The sequence below is a fragment of the Clostridium swellfunianum genome, from assembly GCF_023656515.1.
Lineage (GTDB): Bacteria > Bacillota > Clostridia > Clostridiales > Clostridiaceae > Clostridium_AT > Clostridium_AT swellfunianum.
This window is the reverse complement of the sequence record NZ_JAMOFV010000006.1, coordinates 107998-125098: the sequence shown is the minus strand read 5'-3', so window position 1 is coordinate 125098 and position 17101 is coordinate 107998. Positions and strand designations below refer to the sequence as shown.

General features: G+C 33.9%; 14 protein-coding genes, 1 pseudogene and 1 riboswitch. Of the genes and pseudogenes, 2 read left to right on the top strand and 13 right to left on the bottom strand.

Annotated elements, in window-relative coordinates; all coding sequences use genetic code 11:
* Positions 1-65 precede the first annotated feature (65 nt).
* The 3 genes and pseudogenes from NBE98_RS00740 to NBE98_RS00730 form a co-directional block, all read right to left on the bottom strand.
* Positions 66-636: pseudogene (locus NBE98_RS00740) on the bottom strand (macro domain-containing protein).
* A 158-nt stretch (positions 637-794) separates the two neighbouring features.
* Complete coding sequence (locus tag NBE98_RS00735; protein ID WP_250811363.1) at positions 795-1448, bottom strand: cupin domain-containing protein; 654 nt, start codon at positions 1446-1448, stop codon at positions 795-797.
* Between the two features lie 89 nt (positions 1449-1537).
* Positions 1538-2932 carry a L,D-transpeptidase family protein gene (locus NBE98_RS00730; RefSeq protein WP_250811361.1) on the bottom strand — a complete coding sequence of 465 codons (1395 nt, stop codon included), beginning with the start codon at positions 2930-2932 and terminating at the stop codon, positions 1538-1540.
* Between the two features lie 321 nt (positions 2933-3253).
* Between NBE98_RS00730 and NBE98_RS00725 the strand changes: the two genes are divergently transcribed.
* On the top strand, positions 3254-4147 hold the full coding sequence (locus tag NBE98_RS00725; RefSeq protein ID WP_250811360.1) for a polysaccharide deacetylase family protein: 894 nt from the start codon (positions 3254-3256) through the stop codon (positions 4145-4147).
* A gap of 115 nt (positions 4148-4262) precedes the next feature.
* Here NBE98_RS00725 and NBE98_RS00720 read toward each other — a convergent pair whose 3' ends face one another.
* The 5 genes from NBE98_RS00720 to tkt all read right to left on the bottom strand — a co-directional run bounded on the left by NBE98_RS00720 (position 4263) and on the right by tkt (position 12022).
* Positions 4263-6272, bottom strand: coding sequence for a methyl-accepting chemotaxis protein (locus NBE98_RS00720; protein WP_250811358.1), 2010 nt, complete (start codon positions 6270-6272; stop codon positions 4263-4265).
* 234 nt (positions 6273-6506) lie between these two features.
* On the bottom strand, positions 6507-7820 hold the full coding sequence (locus tag NBE98_RS00715) for a voltage-gated chloride channel family protein (RefSeq protein ID WP_250811355.1): 1314 nt from the start codon (positions 7818-7820) through the stop codon (positions 6507-6509).
* Between the two features lie 66 nt (positions 7821-7886).
* Positions 7887-7945, bottom strand: a riboswitch (Fluoride riboswitch).
* Between the two features lie 98 nt (positions 7946-8043).
* Entirely contained in the window at positions 8044-8850 is an 807-nt protein-coding gene (locus tag NBE98_RS00710) for a TIGR00266 family protein (RefSeq protein ID WP_250811354.1), read from the bottom strand.
* Between the two features lie 64 nt (positions 8851-8914).
* On the bottom strand, positions 8915-9979 hold the full coding sequence (gene corA / locus NBE98_RS00705; RefSeq protein WP_250811353.1) for a magnesium/cobalt transporter CorA: 1065 nt from the start codon (positions 9977-9979) through the stop codon (positions 8915-8917).
* 60 nt (positions 9980-10039) lie between these two features.
* Positions 10040-12022, bottom strand: a complete 1983-nt coding sequence (tkt, locus tag NBE98_RS00700; protein WP_250811352.1) for a transketolase — start codon at positions 12020-12022, stop codon at positions 10040-10042.
* A 207-nt stretch (positions 12023-12229) separates the two neighbouring features.
* Between tkt and NBE98_RS00695 the strand changes: the two genes are divergently transcribed.
* Positions 12230-12487 carry a YkuS family protein gene (locus NBE98_RS00695; protein WP_250811351.1) on the top strand — a complete coding sequence of 86 codons (258 nt, stop codon included), beginning with the start codon at positions 12230-12232 and terminating at the stop codon, positions 12485-12487.
* A 42-nt stretch (positions 12488-12529) separates the two neighbouring features.
* On the opposite strand, the gene NBE98_RS00690 is transcribed toward NBE98_RS00695, so the two are convergent.
* The 5 genes from NBE98_RS00690 to NBE98_RS00670 form a co-directional block, all read right to left on the bottom strand.
* The gene (locus tag NBE98_RS00690; protein ID WP_250811350.1) at positions 12530-13261 is read right to left on the bottom strand and encodes a class I SAM-dependent methyltransferase; all 732 of its coding nucleotides are present in this window, start codon (positions 13259-13261) and stop codon (positions 12530-12532) included.
* A 24-nt stretch (positions 13262-13285) separates the two neighbouring features.
* Positions 13286-14197: a ribonuclease Z gene (locus NBE98_RS00685; protein WP_250811349.1), complete on the bottom strand. Its 912-nt coding sequence runs from the start codon at positions 14195-14197 to the stop codon at positions 13286-13288.
* Between the two features lie 140 nt (positions 14198-14337).
* Complete coding sequence (locus tag NBE98_RS00680; RefSeq protein WP_250811348.1) at positions 14338-15132, bottom strand: ABC transporter ATP-binding protein; 795 nt, start codon at positions 15130-15132, stop codon at positions 14338-14340.
* Positions 15098-16000, bottom strand: coding sequence for an ABC transporter permease (locus tag NBE98_RS00675; RefSeq protein ID WP_250811347.1), 903 nt, complete (start codon positions 15998-16000; stop codon positions 15098-15100). The genes NBE98_RS00680 and NBE98_RS00675 overlap by 35 nt, the downstream gene beginning before the upstream one ends.
* Positions 16001-16041: 41 nt before the next feature.
* Positions 16042-17055: an ABC transporter substrate-binding protein gene (locus NBE98_RS00670; RefSeq protein ID WP_250811346.1), complete on the bottom strand. Its 1014-nt coding sequence runs from the start codon at positions 17053-17055 to the stop codon at positions 16042-16044.
* Between the last annotated feature and the right edge of the window lie 46 nt (positions 17056-17101).

Here is a 17101-nt window from a genome sequence, read left to right as displayed (position 1 = left end):
GTTAATCTTTCATAACCTAAGGATAACAATTTTAAACTTTCATTTGGTCGCTTTGTAAGCGACATCTACACACCAAGTAAAGCTTGGTCAAAAAAGAACAACGCCTCATTTATTTCATGCACATTATAAGTGCCTTCTTTTATAAAATACTCAATAATCACATCAAATTTATTGCTGTTAGACAATGCATAACCTGCTTTGCTTAGAAGATCACTAGTTTCATCTAAATTAAGCTTTAGAGAAATGGCGAAGGCTAGAGCTGTTTCTCTGCTTGGCTTATATCCTTTATTGCTGCGTATTTTAGAAAATAGCTTGCGGTCTATATTTTCTCTGTTATAAGTCTCAACATCTGTCATGCCTTTTTCATCGATAAGCCTTAAAAGCATTTGAGAAAAAGATTCTTCCAACTATATGAATAATATATTTTACGGGCAGATTGTAGCCTTTCGTCGTCACAGCTTGACCAACCTCGCAGTTTCCAATATAATTGCATTCTTCTTGTAGCCTTTTAGCACCGGCAGCAGAAAAAACAGCTCCGCATACTCCAGCACCCATCTTGAGAGCCCTATTTGCAGCATTTACTACTGCATCTACTTGCATTTTAGTTATATCATTTCGAACTATTTGCATTGGCATACTATCCACTCTCCTTTATCAAGCTTCTTACTCCTAAAAATAATTATAGCCTTAGCTGCAAGGTTATTCAAACATACAAAGCAATCCAATATAATCAATTTTTATAAAAAATAATGCTTGATCTTATATAAAATCAAGCATTATTTTTACCTTTATATTTAGTGATGATTTTTCTCAGCTGCTTCTGCATCTGCCTTAGTTTCATGAACCGTACCAAATGGATGTTGGGGTGGTGCATAAATAGAATACAGCTTAAGAGGTATATCTCCTGTATTAATTATATTATGCCATGTATTTGCAGGTATCAAGATTGCAAAATCATCCTGTACGTTTGCTTGAAAATCAAGCTTGTCTTTCCTACTTCCCATTTTAACAATTCCCTGACCTTCTTCAACACGTAAAAACTGGTCGAGGTTTGAGTGAATTTCCAGACCTATATCTTCACCCACTGGAATACTCATAAGTGTAACCTGAAGATGCTTTCCCGTCCACAAGGCAGTTCGGAAAGCATCATTTTGCTTGGTAGCCTTATTGATGTCAACTACAAATGGTTTTGGTCCATAATCCTTTAATTGTATTGGGTTATTGTCCTCTAAATCTTCTGAACCATCAAATCTGTAATCATAACCTGTTACATCATCAAAGGGAATATAGGGTTCGTTATTCTGTCTATAAAACTCTGAATCATATGCTGGCATGCAGCTGAAGCAAGGGCATTGACAGTTGTTATAAGCGCTATACATCATATCCGAACTATACGCTGGCGTGTTGCCACAATATGGGCATGGATATGTTCTATAATTATTACACATACCGTTCCTTCCTTTCATAAACTTACAATATTATCTTATGATTATCATCAGAAAGTGTGCTTAGATATGCTGTAAATTTTCATTTTTCTCTATTCTTCATAACAAATAATTGGAGTGCCCCCTTCTATATTTTCATAAATTGCTTTAGCTAAATAAGGTGGGGCATTTACGCATCCATGGCTTCCTCTTGTCTTATAGATTTCTCCACCAAAGGAATATCTCCAGGTTGCATCATGTATTCCTATATTTCCGAAAAAAGGCATCCAATAAGTTACTCCTGCTTCATAACCTGGACCAGTTAAAGTTGCCCCCTTTTGCTTATAATTAAGCATATAAGTTCCAATTACTGTAGCATGTCCTTTATTAGGATTACCTGTTACAACAGCTCCTTGAGTGATAAGCCTTCCATTTTTATAAAACCACAAATGCTGTCTTGTTATATTAATTTCTACATATGTATTACCTATCTCATCTTTGCCCCTAGGTAAGGATCTTTGAGAGTATATTGGCTCCTTCTGAATTATTTGTCCGTGTTTTATATTCTCAAACAAAGCCTTTATTTCATCACCTTGATTGATTTTCCAACCATAAAGTCCGCCCTCAACTATCACAGTCTTACCTATAGAAGTCTTAAAATTCCTTGCTATCCCAACTGTATCATATTTCCTACTAAGGCTTTTTAAATATTTCATCGCTTCTATTTCACTTATTATTACATCAAGATTTTCATTAACATTAATCCATTGATTTATTATTTTTCCATCTAATGTTTCCTTTGCATTATCAAATATATAAGTTATATTTGTCTTCACATACTTATTTAATAAATCCCTAGTTTTAGCAGTTTTTTCAGAGTTTAAGGTATACCCTGGATTCACGTAACAAAAGCTTTGATTTAAATCTAGCTTAGCTTCTCCTTTTAATATGCACTCTTTTATCTCTAAATTTAGCCTATCCCTATCAATCTTATTTCCATATACCTCCTTAACCACTTCGTAGCTACCGTTAGAATACTTAAAACTCACATTCTGTGGTTCAGTAAAAGGCTGCTTTAAGCAGTTTAAGCCATTTACTATACTTATTAGCTTACTTTCGTCATATAAAACTAAATTATCTATAGTATATTGTTGAGATTTTAATAAAGAACCTATCCATTTAAAAGCATTCTTCCTGTTCAAACTTTCGAAAATATTAACTTCTTCATTATATGTAATTCCTATATCTCGTCCTATTATTTCTTCTATTTCTTCATTTCTTTCTATTAACATCAACTTATAGTTTTTAATAGAATCTCTAAGTATACATTCAACTTTTCTGTGACCTCTTAAAGATACATTTACCCCATTAATTGTAGTGTTAAAAAAGAAATGATTAACGAAATAGGTTGAAATAAGTATATATATTAATATACTGGATGCAGCTATAATTATAATATTTCCTGTGCACCTATTACTAATAAGGTTTTTAATTTTGCAGTTTTTCATACGGCTTATACCTTTCTTAATAAACAAACATATTTAACTAGTTTATAATATGTTTGAAGTTTTCTTTTTAATACATAAAGTCCTATTTTCAACGGCTATCTACAATCTTCATTTTACAAAGTCTCATAAACCAAATAGCCTCCATGTGCATAGTATATATTAATGCGGTTGGTATATAACCCAATAGCTATGCTATTAAATTAAGGTCATGGAGGATAGATGCTGATGGTAATACGCAGAAAACACATTTTGTGTTTTATTATTCTCTTTTTAATCTTATTTTCTCTAGTTAGTTGCAAAGACAAGGAGCAAATAAAATTATTGAGTGATAAAGTGATTGAACTCGAAGAAAACAGTAAAAAATTAAACCTTACAATAGATGGATTAGAAAAAGCTAATGAAGAACTTCACTCAAAAAATGATGAACTACTAAAGAACAATGAAAAGCTTAAATTAGAAATGGAAGATCTTAAATCTAGCAACAAAAAACTGCTAGAAGATAACAGTACCCTTAAGAAACAAAATATCGAATTAGAAAACAAACTTGAAGCTTCTTTAACAAATAAAAATTTCTATTCAGATATACAAGTAGATAAACTCGCATACCTAACCTTTGATGACGGCCCCTCCGATAATACTCCTAAAATTTTAGATATATTAAAAGAAAATAATATTAAAGCTACCTTTTTTGTAAACGGCCATCCTGAAAGAAAAGAAATTTATAAGCGAATAATAAGCGAAGGTCATGTTATTGGAAATCACACCTATTCTCATGATTATGCCGCGCTTTATAAAACTATAGAAGCCTTTGATAATGATAAACAAAAACTTGATAACTTCATATTTGGAATTACAGGCATAAAGCCTCAGATTCTTCGTTTTCCTGGCGGTTCTAATAATAGGGTAAGTTACAACTACGGTGGAGTAGATTTTATGAGTAAGCTTACAACGCATATAAAACAATCTGGGATTAAATATTTCGATTGGAATGTAGATTCTACAGATGCCTCAGTAAGCACTCAAAGCAAAGATAAGATTATATCTGGAGTATTGAATGGATCAAAAGGTAAGAAACAAGCAGTTATACTAATGCATGACAGCAACCCAAAAACAACTACTGTTCTAGCGCTGCCTAGTATCATCAAAGGCTTAAAGGAGCAAGGTTTCAGGTTTTCTATTTTATCTTCAGAAGTAAATGCTATTCAATTTAAATAAACGGCACCTATCCCTATATCACTATATTGACACTGGGCTGGTACCGTTTATTTTTTTAATTATTCAGTTTTATATGGTTTATTTTCTTAGGCTAACCTTTTCTATATAGCTTATCTTATCTCACATTAAACTTATTTAACTCTTCATTTAATTTTTCAGCCAAGCCTTGAAGGTTCATTACATATCCATTAAACTCATCCATAGTAGAGCTTATTTCTTCTGTTGAAGCAGATACCTCTTCTGAAGAGGAAGCTGCTTCTTGTGATACCGCAGATATGTTTTCAATTTGACTAATGACTTCTTCTTTTTGGCTACTAATATTTTGTATTTGATTTTTTATACTATGAACCATTGTAATTAAGTTGTTTATTGCGCTATAGATATCGTCAAATACTGCATTGGTTTCTTCCACGGCTTTATCTTGCTCTATTAAAATAGCTTCTGCTTGTCCCATAGCTTGCACTGCCGTCTTTGCCTTTACTTGAATCGCTTCTACAATTCTTTTTATCTCTTCTGTAGAGTTTTTAGACTGTTCAGCCAACTTTCTTATTTCATCTGCTACAACAGCAAAGCCCCTACCAGCTTCACCCGCTCTTGCAGCCTCAATAGAAGCGTTAAGAGATAATAGGTTTGTCTGTGCAGTAATTTGTCCAATAGTATCTGAAATCTTATTAATTTCTTCTGTGCTTTTGTTCATATCATCAATTGTTTCTGCTACTGATTGAGAGGCTCTCTTGTTTTCTACTGACTTCTTTATAAGAAGTTTAACAATTCCCAATCCCTTGTTACTTAAAGTTTTAGTATTTGATGATACCTTGTCCATATCTTTTGTAGAGTTTGTAATAATGTCTAATCCATTAGCCAATTCTTCCATTTCAGAAGCTATTTCTTGTGTGCTTGAAGCTTGCTCCGTTGCTCCATGTGATATCTCTCCTACTGCCCTTGATACCTCTGAAACAGAAGCTGTTGTTTCTTCTGTCATGGCTGTAAGATTACTTGCAGTATCTAAAACAGTTTGTGATGAATTTTCAACACTTCTTAAAATAGCTGATATATTATCTAGCATAAGATTGAAATCATTAGCTAGCACACCTATCTCATCAGCCGAATTAACATCAATAGTTTCTGTTAGATCTCCCTTTGATGCTTTATTCATAACATCTTTAATCTTATTTATATTGACTGTTAATGATCTTGTTATTATCACAGATAATCCAACTGCTATAACACTTACTACTCCTAAAAATATGGCGAGTGTTACTAAAATAGAACGTGTATCTTTATTTAATTCATTTATTTCCATCGTTCCAAGTACTGTCCATTCGGTTAAAGGGCTGTTAGTGTATACAGCAAACTTTCCAGTTCCATTATACTCATACTCTGTAAATCCTTCTTTTTTTTCTTTAACTTCATTCCAAACTGGAAGTTTTGCAAATGTATCAGTTCCAATCATCTTCTTATCAGGGTGTGTTAAAAGTGTTCCATTTCTATCAAGTAACACAGCATATCCGTTTTCACCAACCTTAATTTCTGAAAGACTTTTTGCTAGTTGAGTCAATTCAATATCTAGAGCTACGACACCAACTATCTCACCATTCTTCTCAACTGCTTTTGCAATAGATATTGTATACTCCTTGGTAGATGCAGCTATATATGGATCGGTGAATATAACTTTTCCCTTGTTTTCTATTGCCTTCTTATACCACGGCCTTGATGTTGGGTCATAATCTTTTCCAACATCTTTTTGAGGATACTGATAAAAGCTTTTTGTAGCTGTCCCCATATATACAGAAAGAAAATTATTGTTGCTTTGCTGCATGCCTTTAAGATTATCAATTAAATAAGGTACATTCTCTGGGTTACTTTCTATATTTATAAAATTTAAGTTTTTTGAAAGCATTTCAATATTATTTCCTATAAGAGAAATTTCTTTATCAATTCCTCTGTTAACCTCTCTCAACATCTGAGAACTTGCACTTTCTAAATTTCCCTTTATTACTGAAGTTGATTGTATATAGGAGGTTACTCCCAGTCCAATCATTGGAATAATACAAATACCTATTAAACTAACTAATAGCTTGCTTCTTATACTTTTAAAACTAAACTTGAATTTTGACTTTTTCACAATAAGATTTCCCCCTGTCTTAGCCTAATTTAGCCATACGATTCTAATTCTCTTAAATTTTTTAATTAAATTAATTTTTATGCATATCTCTTGAAATTTTACACTAAATTGCTACATTTTTCAACATATTTTTTGTAATTGTAAATACGTTTTCACTTATTGTACTAAACAGGAAGATAAAACTAAGCATGCCTTCTGAATAGATATTAAACAAAGGTAACTAAAAATTACAGCCTAAGTTCGCTCCCTCCTCATTTTTCTCACTGAGCCTATAGTTGTATTTTCCGGTATCTGAAGTATCTTGCTTTTAGCATTATTTATTTGCTGCGAAGTATATATTCCATGATGACCTGAGAATAAATAACTAATTATACAAGCCATAAATATGTAGATTATCCCTTCTCCATGAAACAATTCCAACCCTAAAATAAAGGAAGAAACTGGAGTGTTAGTTGCTCCGCAAAATACTGAAACTAATCCTAAGCCTGCAAGAAAGAATGGGGATAGATTGAGCACGCCTCCGAGAGTATTTCCAAAGCTTGAACCAACAAGGAAGAACGGAGTAACCTCTCCACCTTGAAATCCTGAACCTAGAGTAATAGATGTAAAGATAATCTTCCATAAAAATGCCGATTTTGATACTATTTCTTCAAATGAAGCTTTCAAAACCGGTAAACCTAAGCCTAAATAGTCTCTAGTACCAATTAGTGTCGTCATTAATATTATAATAAATCCACCAATAATACTTTTTGTCATTGAATTTTTAAACAGTCTTGAAAATATTCTTTTACATTCGTGTATGCCCTCGCTAAAAACAATGCTAATTATACCAAAAAGTATAGAAGCTATAATAACTTTTATTGCAACCATAGTTGATAACTCGGGAATACCACTTATTACATAGTGAGAATGTACCGCTCCAAATTCTGTAGCAACTAAATTTCCTATAAAGCTCGCTATAAAACATGGAATTAAAGCACTATATTCCATTGAGCCCATTGATATTACTTCCATCCCAAAAATAGCACCTGCCAGAGGAGTTCCAAATACAGACCCAAATCCACTGCTGATACCGCTCATTAAAATTATCCTTTGATCTATCCTATCAAGCCTAAACACTTTTCCTATGTATTCTGCAATACTTCCACCCATCTGAACAGCGGTACCTTCTCTTCCAGCAGACCCACCAAACAAATGAGTAATTATAGTTCCTATAAACACTAAAGGAGCCATTCTTAATGGTATTTCTTTGTCTCCTTGATGAATTTGATCTAGAATTAAATTATTACCCTGTGCTGACATCTTTCCATATTTAGCATACAAAAAACTGACAAAAGCCCCTCCTAAAGGCAAAAAATAAAGCAGCCAAGGAAATTCCATCCGCTTATTGGTTACAAACTGCAAACTAAACAAGAATAAAGCTGATAATAATCCTACTACTATTCCTACTATGCTTCCTAATATAATCCACTTTATTAAATTTGCTAACAAAGCAACATGGTGGACCCTTTCTCCAAGCTTTAAAAATGTCTTTTTAAATTCTGTCATAAAACCCCTCCTGAGATATCTTATAAAAAATAAGCATAAAAAACTCCTACAGGTATACTTATAGTATTGCCTGTAGGAGTCATTAGCATTAAGCAATTAAGGTGAACTCCATCACCTGTAAATTATATTTTAAGAATAACATATAACTGAAATTTATTCAAGTAAACCAGCTTATTACATAGCTCCCAGCTATATATTTATTAATTTTAAAATTTTAACAACCTTAATCTCCATCAAACAAATTGCCGATAGTTCCGAGTATGCTTCCTTCATCTCTTCTTGCTCCACCAACTCTTGAAGCAGATAGCACCCTGTCAGCAAGTCTGCTGAAAGGAAGTGATTGAATCCAAACCTTGCCTGGTCCAGTAAGTGTAGCAAAGAATAAACCTTCGCCGCCAAAAAAAGCACTTTTAATTCCACCTACAAATTCAATATCATAATGTACATTTCTTGTCATTGCAACTAAGCATCCTGTATCAACCCTAATAGTTTCTCCTGGTGTTAGTGTTTTTTCATATATTGTTCCTCCTGCATGAAGAAAAGCCAATCCATCTCCTTCAAGCTTCTGCATTATAAAACCTTCGCCTCCAAAAAAACCTGCTCCAAGCTTTCTCCTAAAATCTATTCCAACAGAAACACCTTTAGCTGCACATAAAAAAGCATCTTTTTGGCATATTATTTTCCCATCATACTGCTTTAAATCCATAGGTATTATTTTTCCAGGGTAAGGCGCTGCAAAGCTAACTTGCTGCCTTCCATAGCCTCCATTTGTGAATACAGTCATAAAAAGACTTTCACCAGTTAAAATTCTCTTTCCTGCTCCGAAAAGCTTTCCCATTAATCCATTCCCGTTGTTACCTGTACCATCGCCGAATATGGTCTCCATCTGAATTCCTGCTGACATCATCATCATTGCTCCAGCTTCTGCTATTACACTTTCTCTTGGATCTAGATCAATTTCAACAAATTGCATATCATCCCCATATACAGTATAGTCAATTTCATGTGCACTTCCGTAACGTCCATCCATAATAATAATCCTCCTATTTAAAATACACTAAAATACTATTATTAACTTTCTAAATTAATTCTATCTAAAGCCACTTTTTTCGTCTAAAATATCCTAGCATTAAAGCTATTATAGCTAAAGTAACTATCCAAAAGGCTGGATAAGCCCAGGGTAGCTCAAGCTCAGGAAAATATCTGAAATTCATTCCATATATACCGGCTAAAAATGTTAATGGAATAAACATAGAAGAAAATATTGTGAGTATTTTCATGACATCATTTGTTTTGTTGCTTATACTAGACAGATAAGTATCAAGCATTCCAGTCATTATATCCCTGTAAGATTGCATTATATCAACAACCTGTAAAATATGATCATATACATCCCTTAAATAAAGCCTTGTACTTTCCTTTATAATTACAGAATCCGTTCTCGTAAGGTTCCCAACAACTTCTCTTAAAGGCCATATAGAACTGTTTAGGTAAATCATTTCTCTCTTCAGGTTATATATAGCTTGTAGCACTTCTTTCTTAGGCTCCTCCATAAGCTGCTGTTCTATATCCTCTGAACAGTCTCCAATCTGCTCAAGTATAAAAAAATAACTATCTACAATAGCATCAATTAAGGCATATACTAAGTAATCTGGTCCCTGTTTTCTTATGTTTCCCTTGCCTGTGAGTATTCTTTGCCGAACTTCATCAAATACATCTCCTTCAAACTCTTGAAAGGAAAATACATATTGTTCCACTAATACAAGGCTTACCTGCTCTGTTACTATTTCTTTTTTCTTATAGTTATAATAAATCATTTTTAGAACAATTAAAATATAATCCTCATAATCATCCATTTTAGGCCTTTGGCTTATATTTAATATATCCTCTAACATAAGAGGATGAAGCTTAAATTCTTTACCTATCTTTTCTATAATACTTATATCATGAAGTCCTTCTATATTAACCCACTTTATTGTATCCTTACCTTTTCTATCAAAACATTCTTCAATCTTTTTTAGTTCTTTCTTTTCTGAAAAGTCCTTGCCGTATTCAATTAAAGTAAGCTTAATCTTCTCTGTTTTATGTTCTCCATTATAAAATAAGGTTCCTGGCGATTCCCCTGCTCTTTTAGTTGACTTTCTCACATACCTGGTCATTTTTCCACCTCGAAACAAAAGAACTCCAAGCTCTAATCAAAGAGCTTGGAGTATATAAATCTATTTTAGTAAAGCTAATGCTCTTTCAACAACATTTTCTACTGTAAAACCAAACTTTTCAAACAATAAGTTTGCTGGTGCGGACTCTCCAAAGTGGTCTAGTGAAATTACATCTCCATCAAGCCCAACATACTTATGCCATCCAAAGGAAGTTAAAGCTTCAACTGCAATTCTCTTTCTGCAAGCGTTAGGAAGTATAAGTTCTTTGTATTCCTTGCTTTGAGATTCAAAAACTTCTAATGAAGGCATACTTACAACTCTTACGTCTACTCCCTTTTCCTTTAAGACATCAGCTGCATTGTAAATAAGTTCTACTTCTGAACCTGTAGCCATAAGTATTAAATCCGGAGTTTCCTTTTCACTGTCTTTTAGTATATATGCACCCTTTAAAGCTTCTTTTGAAGACTCTTCATAAAGAGGCAAATCTTGTCTTGTAAGTACTATCGCAGTTGGTCCATCTTCTCTTGTTATTGCTGAATACCAAGCAGCTGCTGTTTCCTTTGAATCTGCTGGTCTATAAACGTGGAAGTTTGGAATACTTCTAAGTGCTGCTAATTGTTCAATTGGTTGATGTGTAGGTCCGTCCTCACCTACTCCGATGCTGTCGTGAGTTAAAACATAAACTACTGGAAGCTTCATTAGTGACGAAAGTCTCATTGCCGCCTTAGCATAATCTGAGAATACAAAGAAGGTTGCAACAAAATTTTTAAGTCCACCATGTACTGCAATACCGTTTCCAATGGCTGACATAGCAAACTCTCTAACACCATAGTGAAGATTCCTTCCTGTTCTATCCTCTGCTGAGTAGTCTCCCTTATCTTTCATATAAGTTTTGTTGGATGGAGCAAGGTCAGCTGAACCTCCAATAAGATTTGGAACTAAATTAGCCAATTTGTTTATAACTTCTCCGGAAGAAGCTCTTGTAGCAGCTTTTTTGTCAAACTTCCAAAAGTCTTCACTATTTAACAAGTCTACTGACAGCTTACCACTATGCCATAGCTCCCACTCCTCTGCAGGCTCTGGATATTGTGCTTTATATGCTTCAAATAACTTGTTCCACTCTTCTTCATTTTTCTTTCCTTCTTCAATTAAAGAATTCATATATTCTCTAACATCTTGTGGAACATGGAATTCACCTTCGTAAGTCCACTTTAAAAACTCTTTTGTTTTGTGAATATTTTCTATACCTAAAGGTTCTCCATGCACACCTGCAGTTCCTACCTTTGGTGAACCGTAACCTATTTGAGTTTTTATTACCAAAAGACTTGGCCTCTTTGTATCAGCCTTAGCTTCTGCTATTGCCTTGCTTATAGCCTCAACATCATTTCCATCTTCAACAGTTATAACCTGCCAGCCATAAGCTTCGTATCTTTTTCCCACATTTTCTCTAAAGGCTATGTCAGTATTTCCTTCTATTGATATATTATTTGAATCATATAAAACTATTAGCTTATCAAGCGCTAAAGTTCCTGCTAATGATGCAGCTTCTGATGTTATTCCTTCCATCATGTCCCCATCACCTGATAAAACATATGTATAATGATCTACTACCTTAAAGTTAGGCTTGTTGAATTTTGCAGCCAAGTGGCTTTCAGCTATGGCCATTCCTACTGCTGTCGCAAACCCCTGACCCAATGGTCCTGTAGTAGTTTCAACTCCTACTGTGTGTCTATACTCTGGATGACCAGGAGTTTTGCTTCCTAGTTGTCTAAAATTCATTAGGTCGTCTACTGATAATCCATAACCAAATAAATGTAACAGGGAATATAAAAGCATGGAGCCGTGTCCTGCTGAAAGTACAAATCTGTCTCTATCCTTCCATTCTGCATTAGATGGGTTGTGTTTCATATGTCTAGCCCAAAGTGTGTAAGCCATAGGTGCTGCTCCAAGTGGAAGACCTGGATGACCTGATTTAGCCTTTTGTACTCCTTCAGCTGACAGTATTCTAATGGAATTGATTGCTAATTGATCGATAGTGTTCATCTTAAGCTCTCCTTTGCTCATAAATTGTGAGTTTTATTAATCCATTATCTAGCTTCAGTGTATATTATAACTCATGTAGCTAGAATAATCCAACACTGTAAAATCAAAAAATAATTACTCATAATTTTCTGTACTTTTCCGCCAAATATAGTATATGGTATATAGCTATTTATATGTGTAATACTATAATCAGAAGGAGGTGGCAATATGAAAAATATAGGCATACAAAAAGAACTAAGTACTATAAGAGACTATCTTAAAGAGAACGGTTATAATGTTTTTGAGGTTGATACTACAAACATAACAAGTAATACAACTTTAAAAAGCTTTGATGCTTTAGTAGTGAATGGAGCTAACGACAATTTTATGGGGATTGATAATACAGAAACAAAGGCACCAGTTATAAATGCTGATGGTCTTACTCCCGAAGAGATAAAAGGTCAAATAGACAAACTTATGAAATAGAAGTTAAAGAAGGAATTCGCATGGAATTCCTTCTTTAATTTATTACAGCTTGCTGCCTCTTATAACAAGTGCAAAAGAGTCCACTGTAAATTCTTCTTGCAAGAAGCCTCCATAAACCTCTATATTCTTAAAGCCAGCCTTGCTAAACATATCAACTAGTTCATCCTTCTTTAGTGCAATTAAATCTACAGAATTTAAAAATCGTTCCTCAGTACCATTTTTACTAATTATAAGTTCAGTTTTAAATTCTACCTTTTCTTCTTCATCTTTGTATTCGTAATTTCTTACAAATCTAACACCTTTTTCTGGTCTGTCAATTGTAGGCAGCGAAGTTACATTTTGGTTTATAACTCTATCATAGTTCACGATTTGAATTATTAAATTACCGCCTTCAGCTAAAGTTGTATATAAATCCTTTATGAATTCCTGAATTCTTTCTTTATTCTTCAAATGAACTATAGAATTTCCTATGCAATAAGCTAAATCATATTTTTCCTTTGGAAATTCTTCGTGAAACTTCGTCATATCTCCAACCACAAAGTTAGCATATAAGCCACCTTTGCCCTTAGCAAGCTCTATCATCTCCTCTCCTAAGTCAATAGCATCAACTCTGTGGCCCTTCAATGCTAGTGCCATGGAATATGTTCCAGTACCACAGGCTAAATCTAACACCTTTGAGTTCCCCTTCAAATCTTTCTGCAGGAAGCTTAATGTTTTCTCATCCTTAGGAAACACAACATCATAAACTTTGCTCAATTCTTTGTAAAATTTCATTTATATAACCTCTTTCTTAAAATATTAATCTAAAAAATTTAGTGTTTTTACTAGTCTATCTTGACCCAAAATAGTGTTATTAAATATTTTTCTAGTACTCTCTATATAATCCTCAGGACTAAGAAGTGAAGGGCTATAGTGCGTAAGCCATAGTTCCGTAACCTTACCTGCCTTTGCAAGATTTGCTGCTTCTGAAAAAAGCATATGCTTATTTTCTATAGCTTTTGTAAAAAATTCATCCTCTCCATACATTCCTTCACATATAAAAAGGTCTGCTTGACAAATAAATTCAATCAAGCTTTCCATTGGTCTAGTATCTGTACAGTAACAAAGTTTCAGACCTTTCCTAGCTTCTCCAAGTATCATATCTTGAGTTAGAAGCCTTCCATTATAGTGAATTTTTTCTCCCTTTCTAAGTCTGTTCCAAAACTCCATAGGTATATCTTCCTCTTCGGCCCTTCTCCTGTCAAACTTTCTCATTCTTTCAATCTCTATTTTATAAGCAAGACAAGGCATAGAATGTTCTACCGGCTGAGTCTGAAGTATAAAATTATTTATTTTCAGGGTACTAATTTTATCATCTTTTAGTTCAATGAGCTTGAGTTCATAAGGCAATTGCGGAACTATAACTGTAAGTCCCCTTACAACTCCTATTAAACCTGGTGGACCAATAATAGTTAGCGGTTCATCCCTGCCTGAATTAGCTATTGTAAGTAAAAGTCCTGGAAATCCTACTACATGATCCGCATGATAGTGTGTAAAGCAAATAGCATCAATATATTTAAATCCCCATTTTAAAAGTTTTAAGGAAACTTGTGTACCTTCTCCGCAGTCTATCAAAAGCATTCTTCCGTTATAAGATACTAGTAGGGAAGTTAGATATCTACTGGCAATTGGCATACTTCCGCCACATCCTAAAAGAGCTACATCTAACATATTCGTTCATCACCTTTATTATAAGTTTGTGGTAATAATTACTATATAATTATAACCATATAGTAACCTATTTATTAAACCTATACAACAAAAAAGGCTTATGTGTTTTATCACAAAGCCTTTTTATAAAATCCTTATTGTTATGAGAATAAAATTCTATCACTTAGGCAGTCCCTTCCCTGAACCCTGTCAAACTGCTCAAGCAGCTTGTTTACAGTAAGTTTTTTCTTTTCTTCCTCTGCAATATCGAGTACTATGTTGCCTCCGTGCATCATAATTAATCTGTTGCCGAGAGTTACAGCATGATTTAGATTATGAGTTACCATCATAGTAGTCATGTTGTTTTCCGAAACTATTTTTTTAGTGATCTCAATTATCTTTTCTGAGGTCTTTGGATCAAGCGCTGCAGTATGTTCATCTAATAGAAGAAGCTCTGGTCTTCCCATGACTGCCATCACCAAACAAAGCGCCTGTCTTTGTCCTCCCGATAAAAGCTTAACTTTTGTGTCCAATTTATTTTCAAGACCTAAATTTAATTCAGTCAAAAGTTTTTTAAAAATGTCTAAATTTTTCTTTGAAATACCTAGCCTTAAATTAAAAGATTTTCCTTTGTTATATGCCATAGATAAGTTTTCAAGTATAGTCATATCTAAAGCTACTCCCTTTGAAGTATCTTGAAATACTCTTCCAATATGTCTTGACCGTTTGTATTCGGGAGTACCAGAAAGCTCTTTTTCATTTAACCTTACAGAGCCTTCATCTTCTTCTATAGAACCTGAGATTATATTTAGTAATGTTGACTTTCCTGCTCCATTACTTCCTATTACAGTTATAAAGTCTCCATCATTAATAGTAAAATTTAATCCATCAAAAAGTACATTTTCATTTATAGTATTTTTATTAAATACTTTGTATAAATTCAGTATTTTGAGCAATTTGTTCACCCCCAGGTATTGGTTTCTTCTTTCTTTTAAAGCCTAAATTGTTACTGCTTAGAGAAATTGCAGCTATTACTATAATTGCCGTTATAAGCTTCAAATCCGTTGGTTCAAGTCCAAACTTAAGGGCAAGAGCAATTGCTCCCTTGTATGCTATTGAACCTATAATTGCCAATGTTGTCGGTTTAATGAAACTCATATTTTTAAACATAGATTCTCCTATGATAACTGCTGCTAATCCCATAACTACTATGCCAGTTCCCATTGTTACATCTGAAAAGCCTTGATACTGCGCCATCATTGCCCCTGATAAGGCGACAAGTCCATTTGAAAGCATTAAACCTAGTACTTTTACTGCATCTTTATTTACTGAAAGCATAGTCACAAGTTGTTCATTGCTTCCAGTAGCTATCAAAATAAAGCCTAGTTTAGTTCTTAAGAATAAGTCTAAAGCTATTTTTACTACTAATGCAAACAGTGCTATGACAACTAAAGGTGAAAAGCCTCCTGAAAAAATAGTATCTTTCCCAAATAGCGGAAGGTTTGATTTACCCATAACTCTTAAGTTTATGGAGTAAAGTCCTATCATAACCAGTATCCCACATAGAAGATTAGTTATTTTAAGTTTAACATGTATTATTCCGGTAAAAAATCCTGCTGAGCAACCTGCTGCAAAAGCTAGAATGCAAGCAACAATCGCATTAGAATTCTTTGCTAGACAAGTTGCTGCTACTGCCGCGCCTAAAGGAAAACTACCATCAACAGATAAGTCAGGAAAGTCTAGTATTCTATAGGTAATATATACGCCTATTGCGACAATTGAAAATATTAATCCTTGTTCCAATACACCAATTATAAGTTCCATGCTGCTGCCCCCTTATATTCACTAATAATGCTTAGAATTAATTACTGTGTACCTCCAGTTACCTTCTCAGCCTTGCTGTTTAACTCTTCCGGTACAGTTATATTAAGTTTCTTTGCTGTATCTATATTAATAACAAGCTGCATATCCTTTAAGGTAGTCACAGGGATATCCTTAGGTGACTTTCCATTTAAGACTTCTACAGCTGCAAGTCCTGTCTGATAGCCAAGCTTGTAGTAATCAATTCCTGTAGTTGCAAGTGCTCCCCCTTCAACCTGACCTCGTTCAGATCCTATAACAGGTATATTCTTCTTATAGCACTGATTTGTTATTAAAGGTATTGAAGAAACAACTAGGTTATCTGTTGGAACATATAGTACATCTATTTTATCTAAAAGTGACCCTAAAGCTTGCGGAAGTTCATTTACATTTGTTACTCCTGCTGTAAGTACTTCTAAATTAAATGATGGTGCAGCTTTCTTTGCTGCTTCTACTTGAATTTCTGAATTTGTCTCACTTGTATTATAAATAATTCCTATTTTCTTACTTTTAGGTACTAATTGTTTTAAAAGCTCAAACTGTTTTTCAATTGGAATATTATCTGAGGTACCTGTTACATTTGTTTCCGGTTTGTCTAAGGATTTTACAAGACCGGCCTGCACAGGGTCAGTTACTGCAGTGATAAGTATAGGGATATTCTTTGTAGCATTAAAAGCAGCCTGAGCTGAAGGAGTTGCTATTGCCAAAATCATATCCTCTTTTTTTGATACAAAATTTTTAGCAATTGTCTGAGCCGTTGCCGGCTCACCTTGAGCATTTTGGAAATCTATTTGAAGGTTTTTGCCCTCTTCAAAGCCTTTAGATTTTAATGCTTCTATAAAACCTTTTCTAGTAGAATCTAGAGCCGGGTGCTCTACAATTTGACTTATACCTATCTTTACAGTCTTTTTCTCATTCTGAGATGAATTAGATATGGATGCCTGAGTTTTTGCGCATCCACCGAGAATTGATGAGCTTACTAGTAAAGCCATTAGAATTGAAGATTTTTTTCCTACCATACTACCATCCTCCTAAAAATATAATTAAAAATAATAAAAGCTCTCC

Excerpts from the sequence above, each read along its gene's own strand:
- NBE98_RS00735 (WP_250811363.1), bottom strand. The coding sequence starts at position 1,448 with ATGTGTAATAATTATAGAACATATCCATGCCCATATTGTGGCAACACG.
- NBE98_RS00730 (WP_250811361.1), bottom strand. The coding sequence starts at position 2,932 with ATGAAAAACTGCAAAATTAAAAACCTTATTAGTAATAGGTGCACAGGA.
- NBE98_RS00715 (WP_250811355.1), bottom strand. The coding sequence starts at position 7,820 with ATGACAGAATTTAAAAAGACATTTTTAAAGCTTGGAGAAAGGGTCCAC.
- NBE98_RS00710 (WP_250811354.1), bottom strand. The coding sequence starts at position 8,850 with ATGGATGGACGTTACGGAAGTGCACATGAAATTGACTATACTGTATAT.
- corA (WP_250811353.1), bottom strand. The coding sequence starts at position 9,979 with ATGACCAGGTATGTGAGAAAGTCAACTAAAAGAGCAGGGGAATCGCCA.
- tkt (WP_250811352.1), bottom strand. The coding sequence starts at position 12,022 with ATGAACACTATCGATCAATTAGCAATCAATTCCATTAGAATACTGTCA.
- NBE98_RS00695 (WP_250811351.1), top strand. The coding sequence starts at position 12,230 with ATGAAAAATATAGGCATACAAAAAGAACTAAGTACTATAAGAGACTAT.
- NBE98_RS00690 (WP_250811350.1), bottom strand. The coding sequence starts at position 13,261 with ATGAAATTTTACAAAGAATTGAGCAAAGTTTATGATGTTGTGTTTCCT.
- NBE98_RS00685 (WP_250811349.1), bottom strand. The coding sequence starts at position 14,197 with ATGTTAGATGTAGCTCTTTTAGGATGTGGCGGAAGTATGCCAATTGCC.
- NBE98_RS00675 (WP_250811347.1), bottom strand. The coding sequence starts at position 16,000 with ATGGAACTTATAATTGGTGTATTGGAACAAGGATTAATATTTTCAATT.
- NBE98_RS00670 (WP_250811346.1), bottom strand. The coding sequence starts at position 17,055 with ATGGTAGGAAAAAAATCTTCAATTCTAATGGCTTTACTAGTAAGCTCA.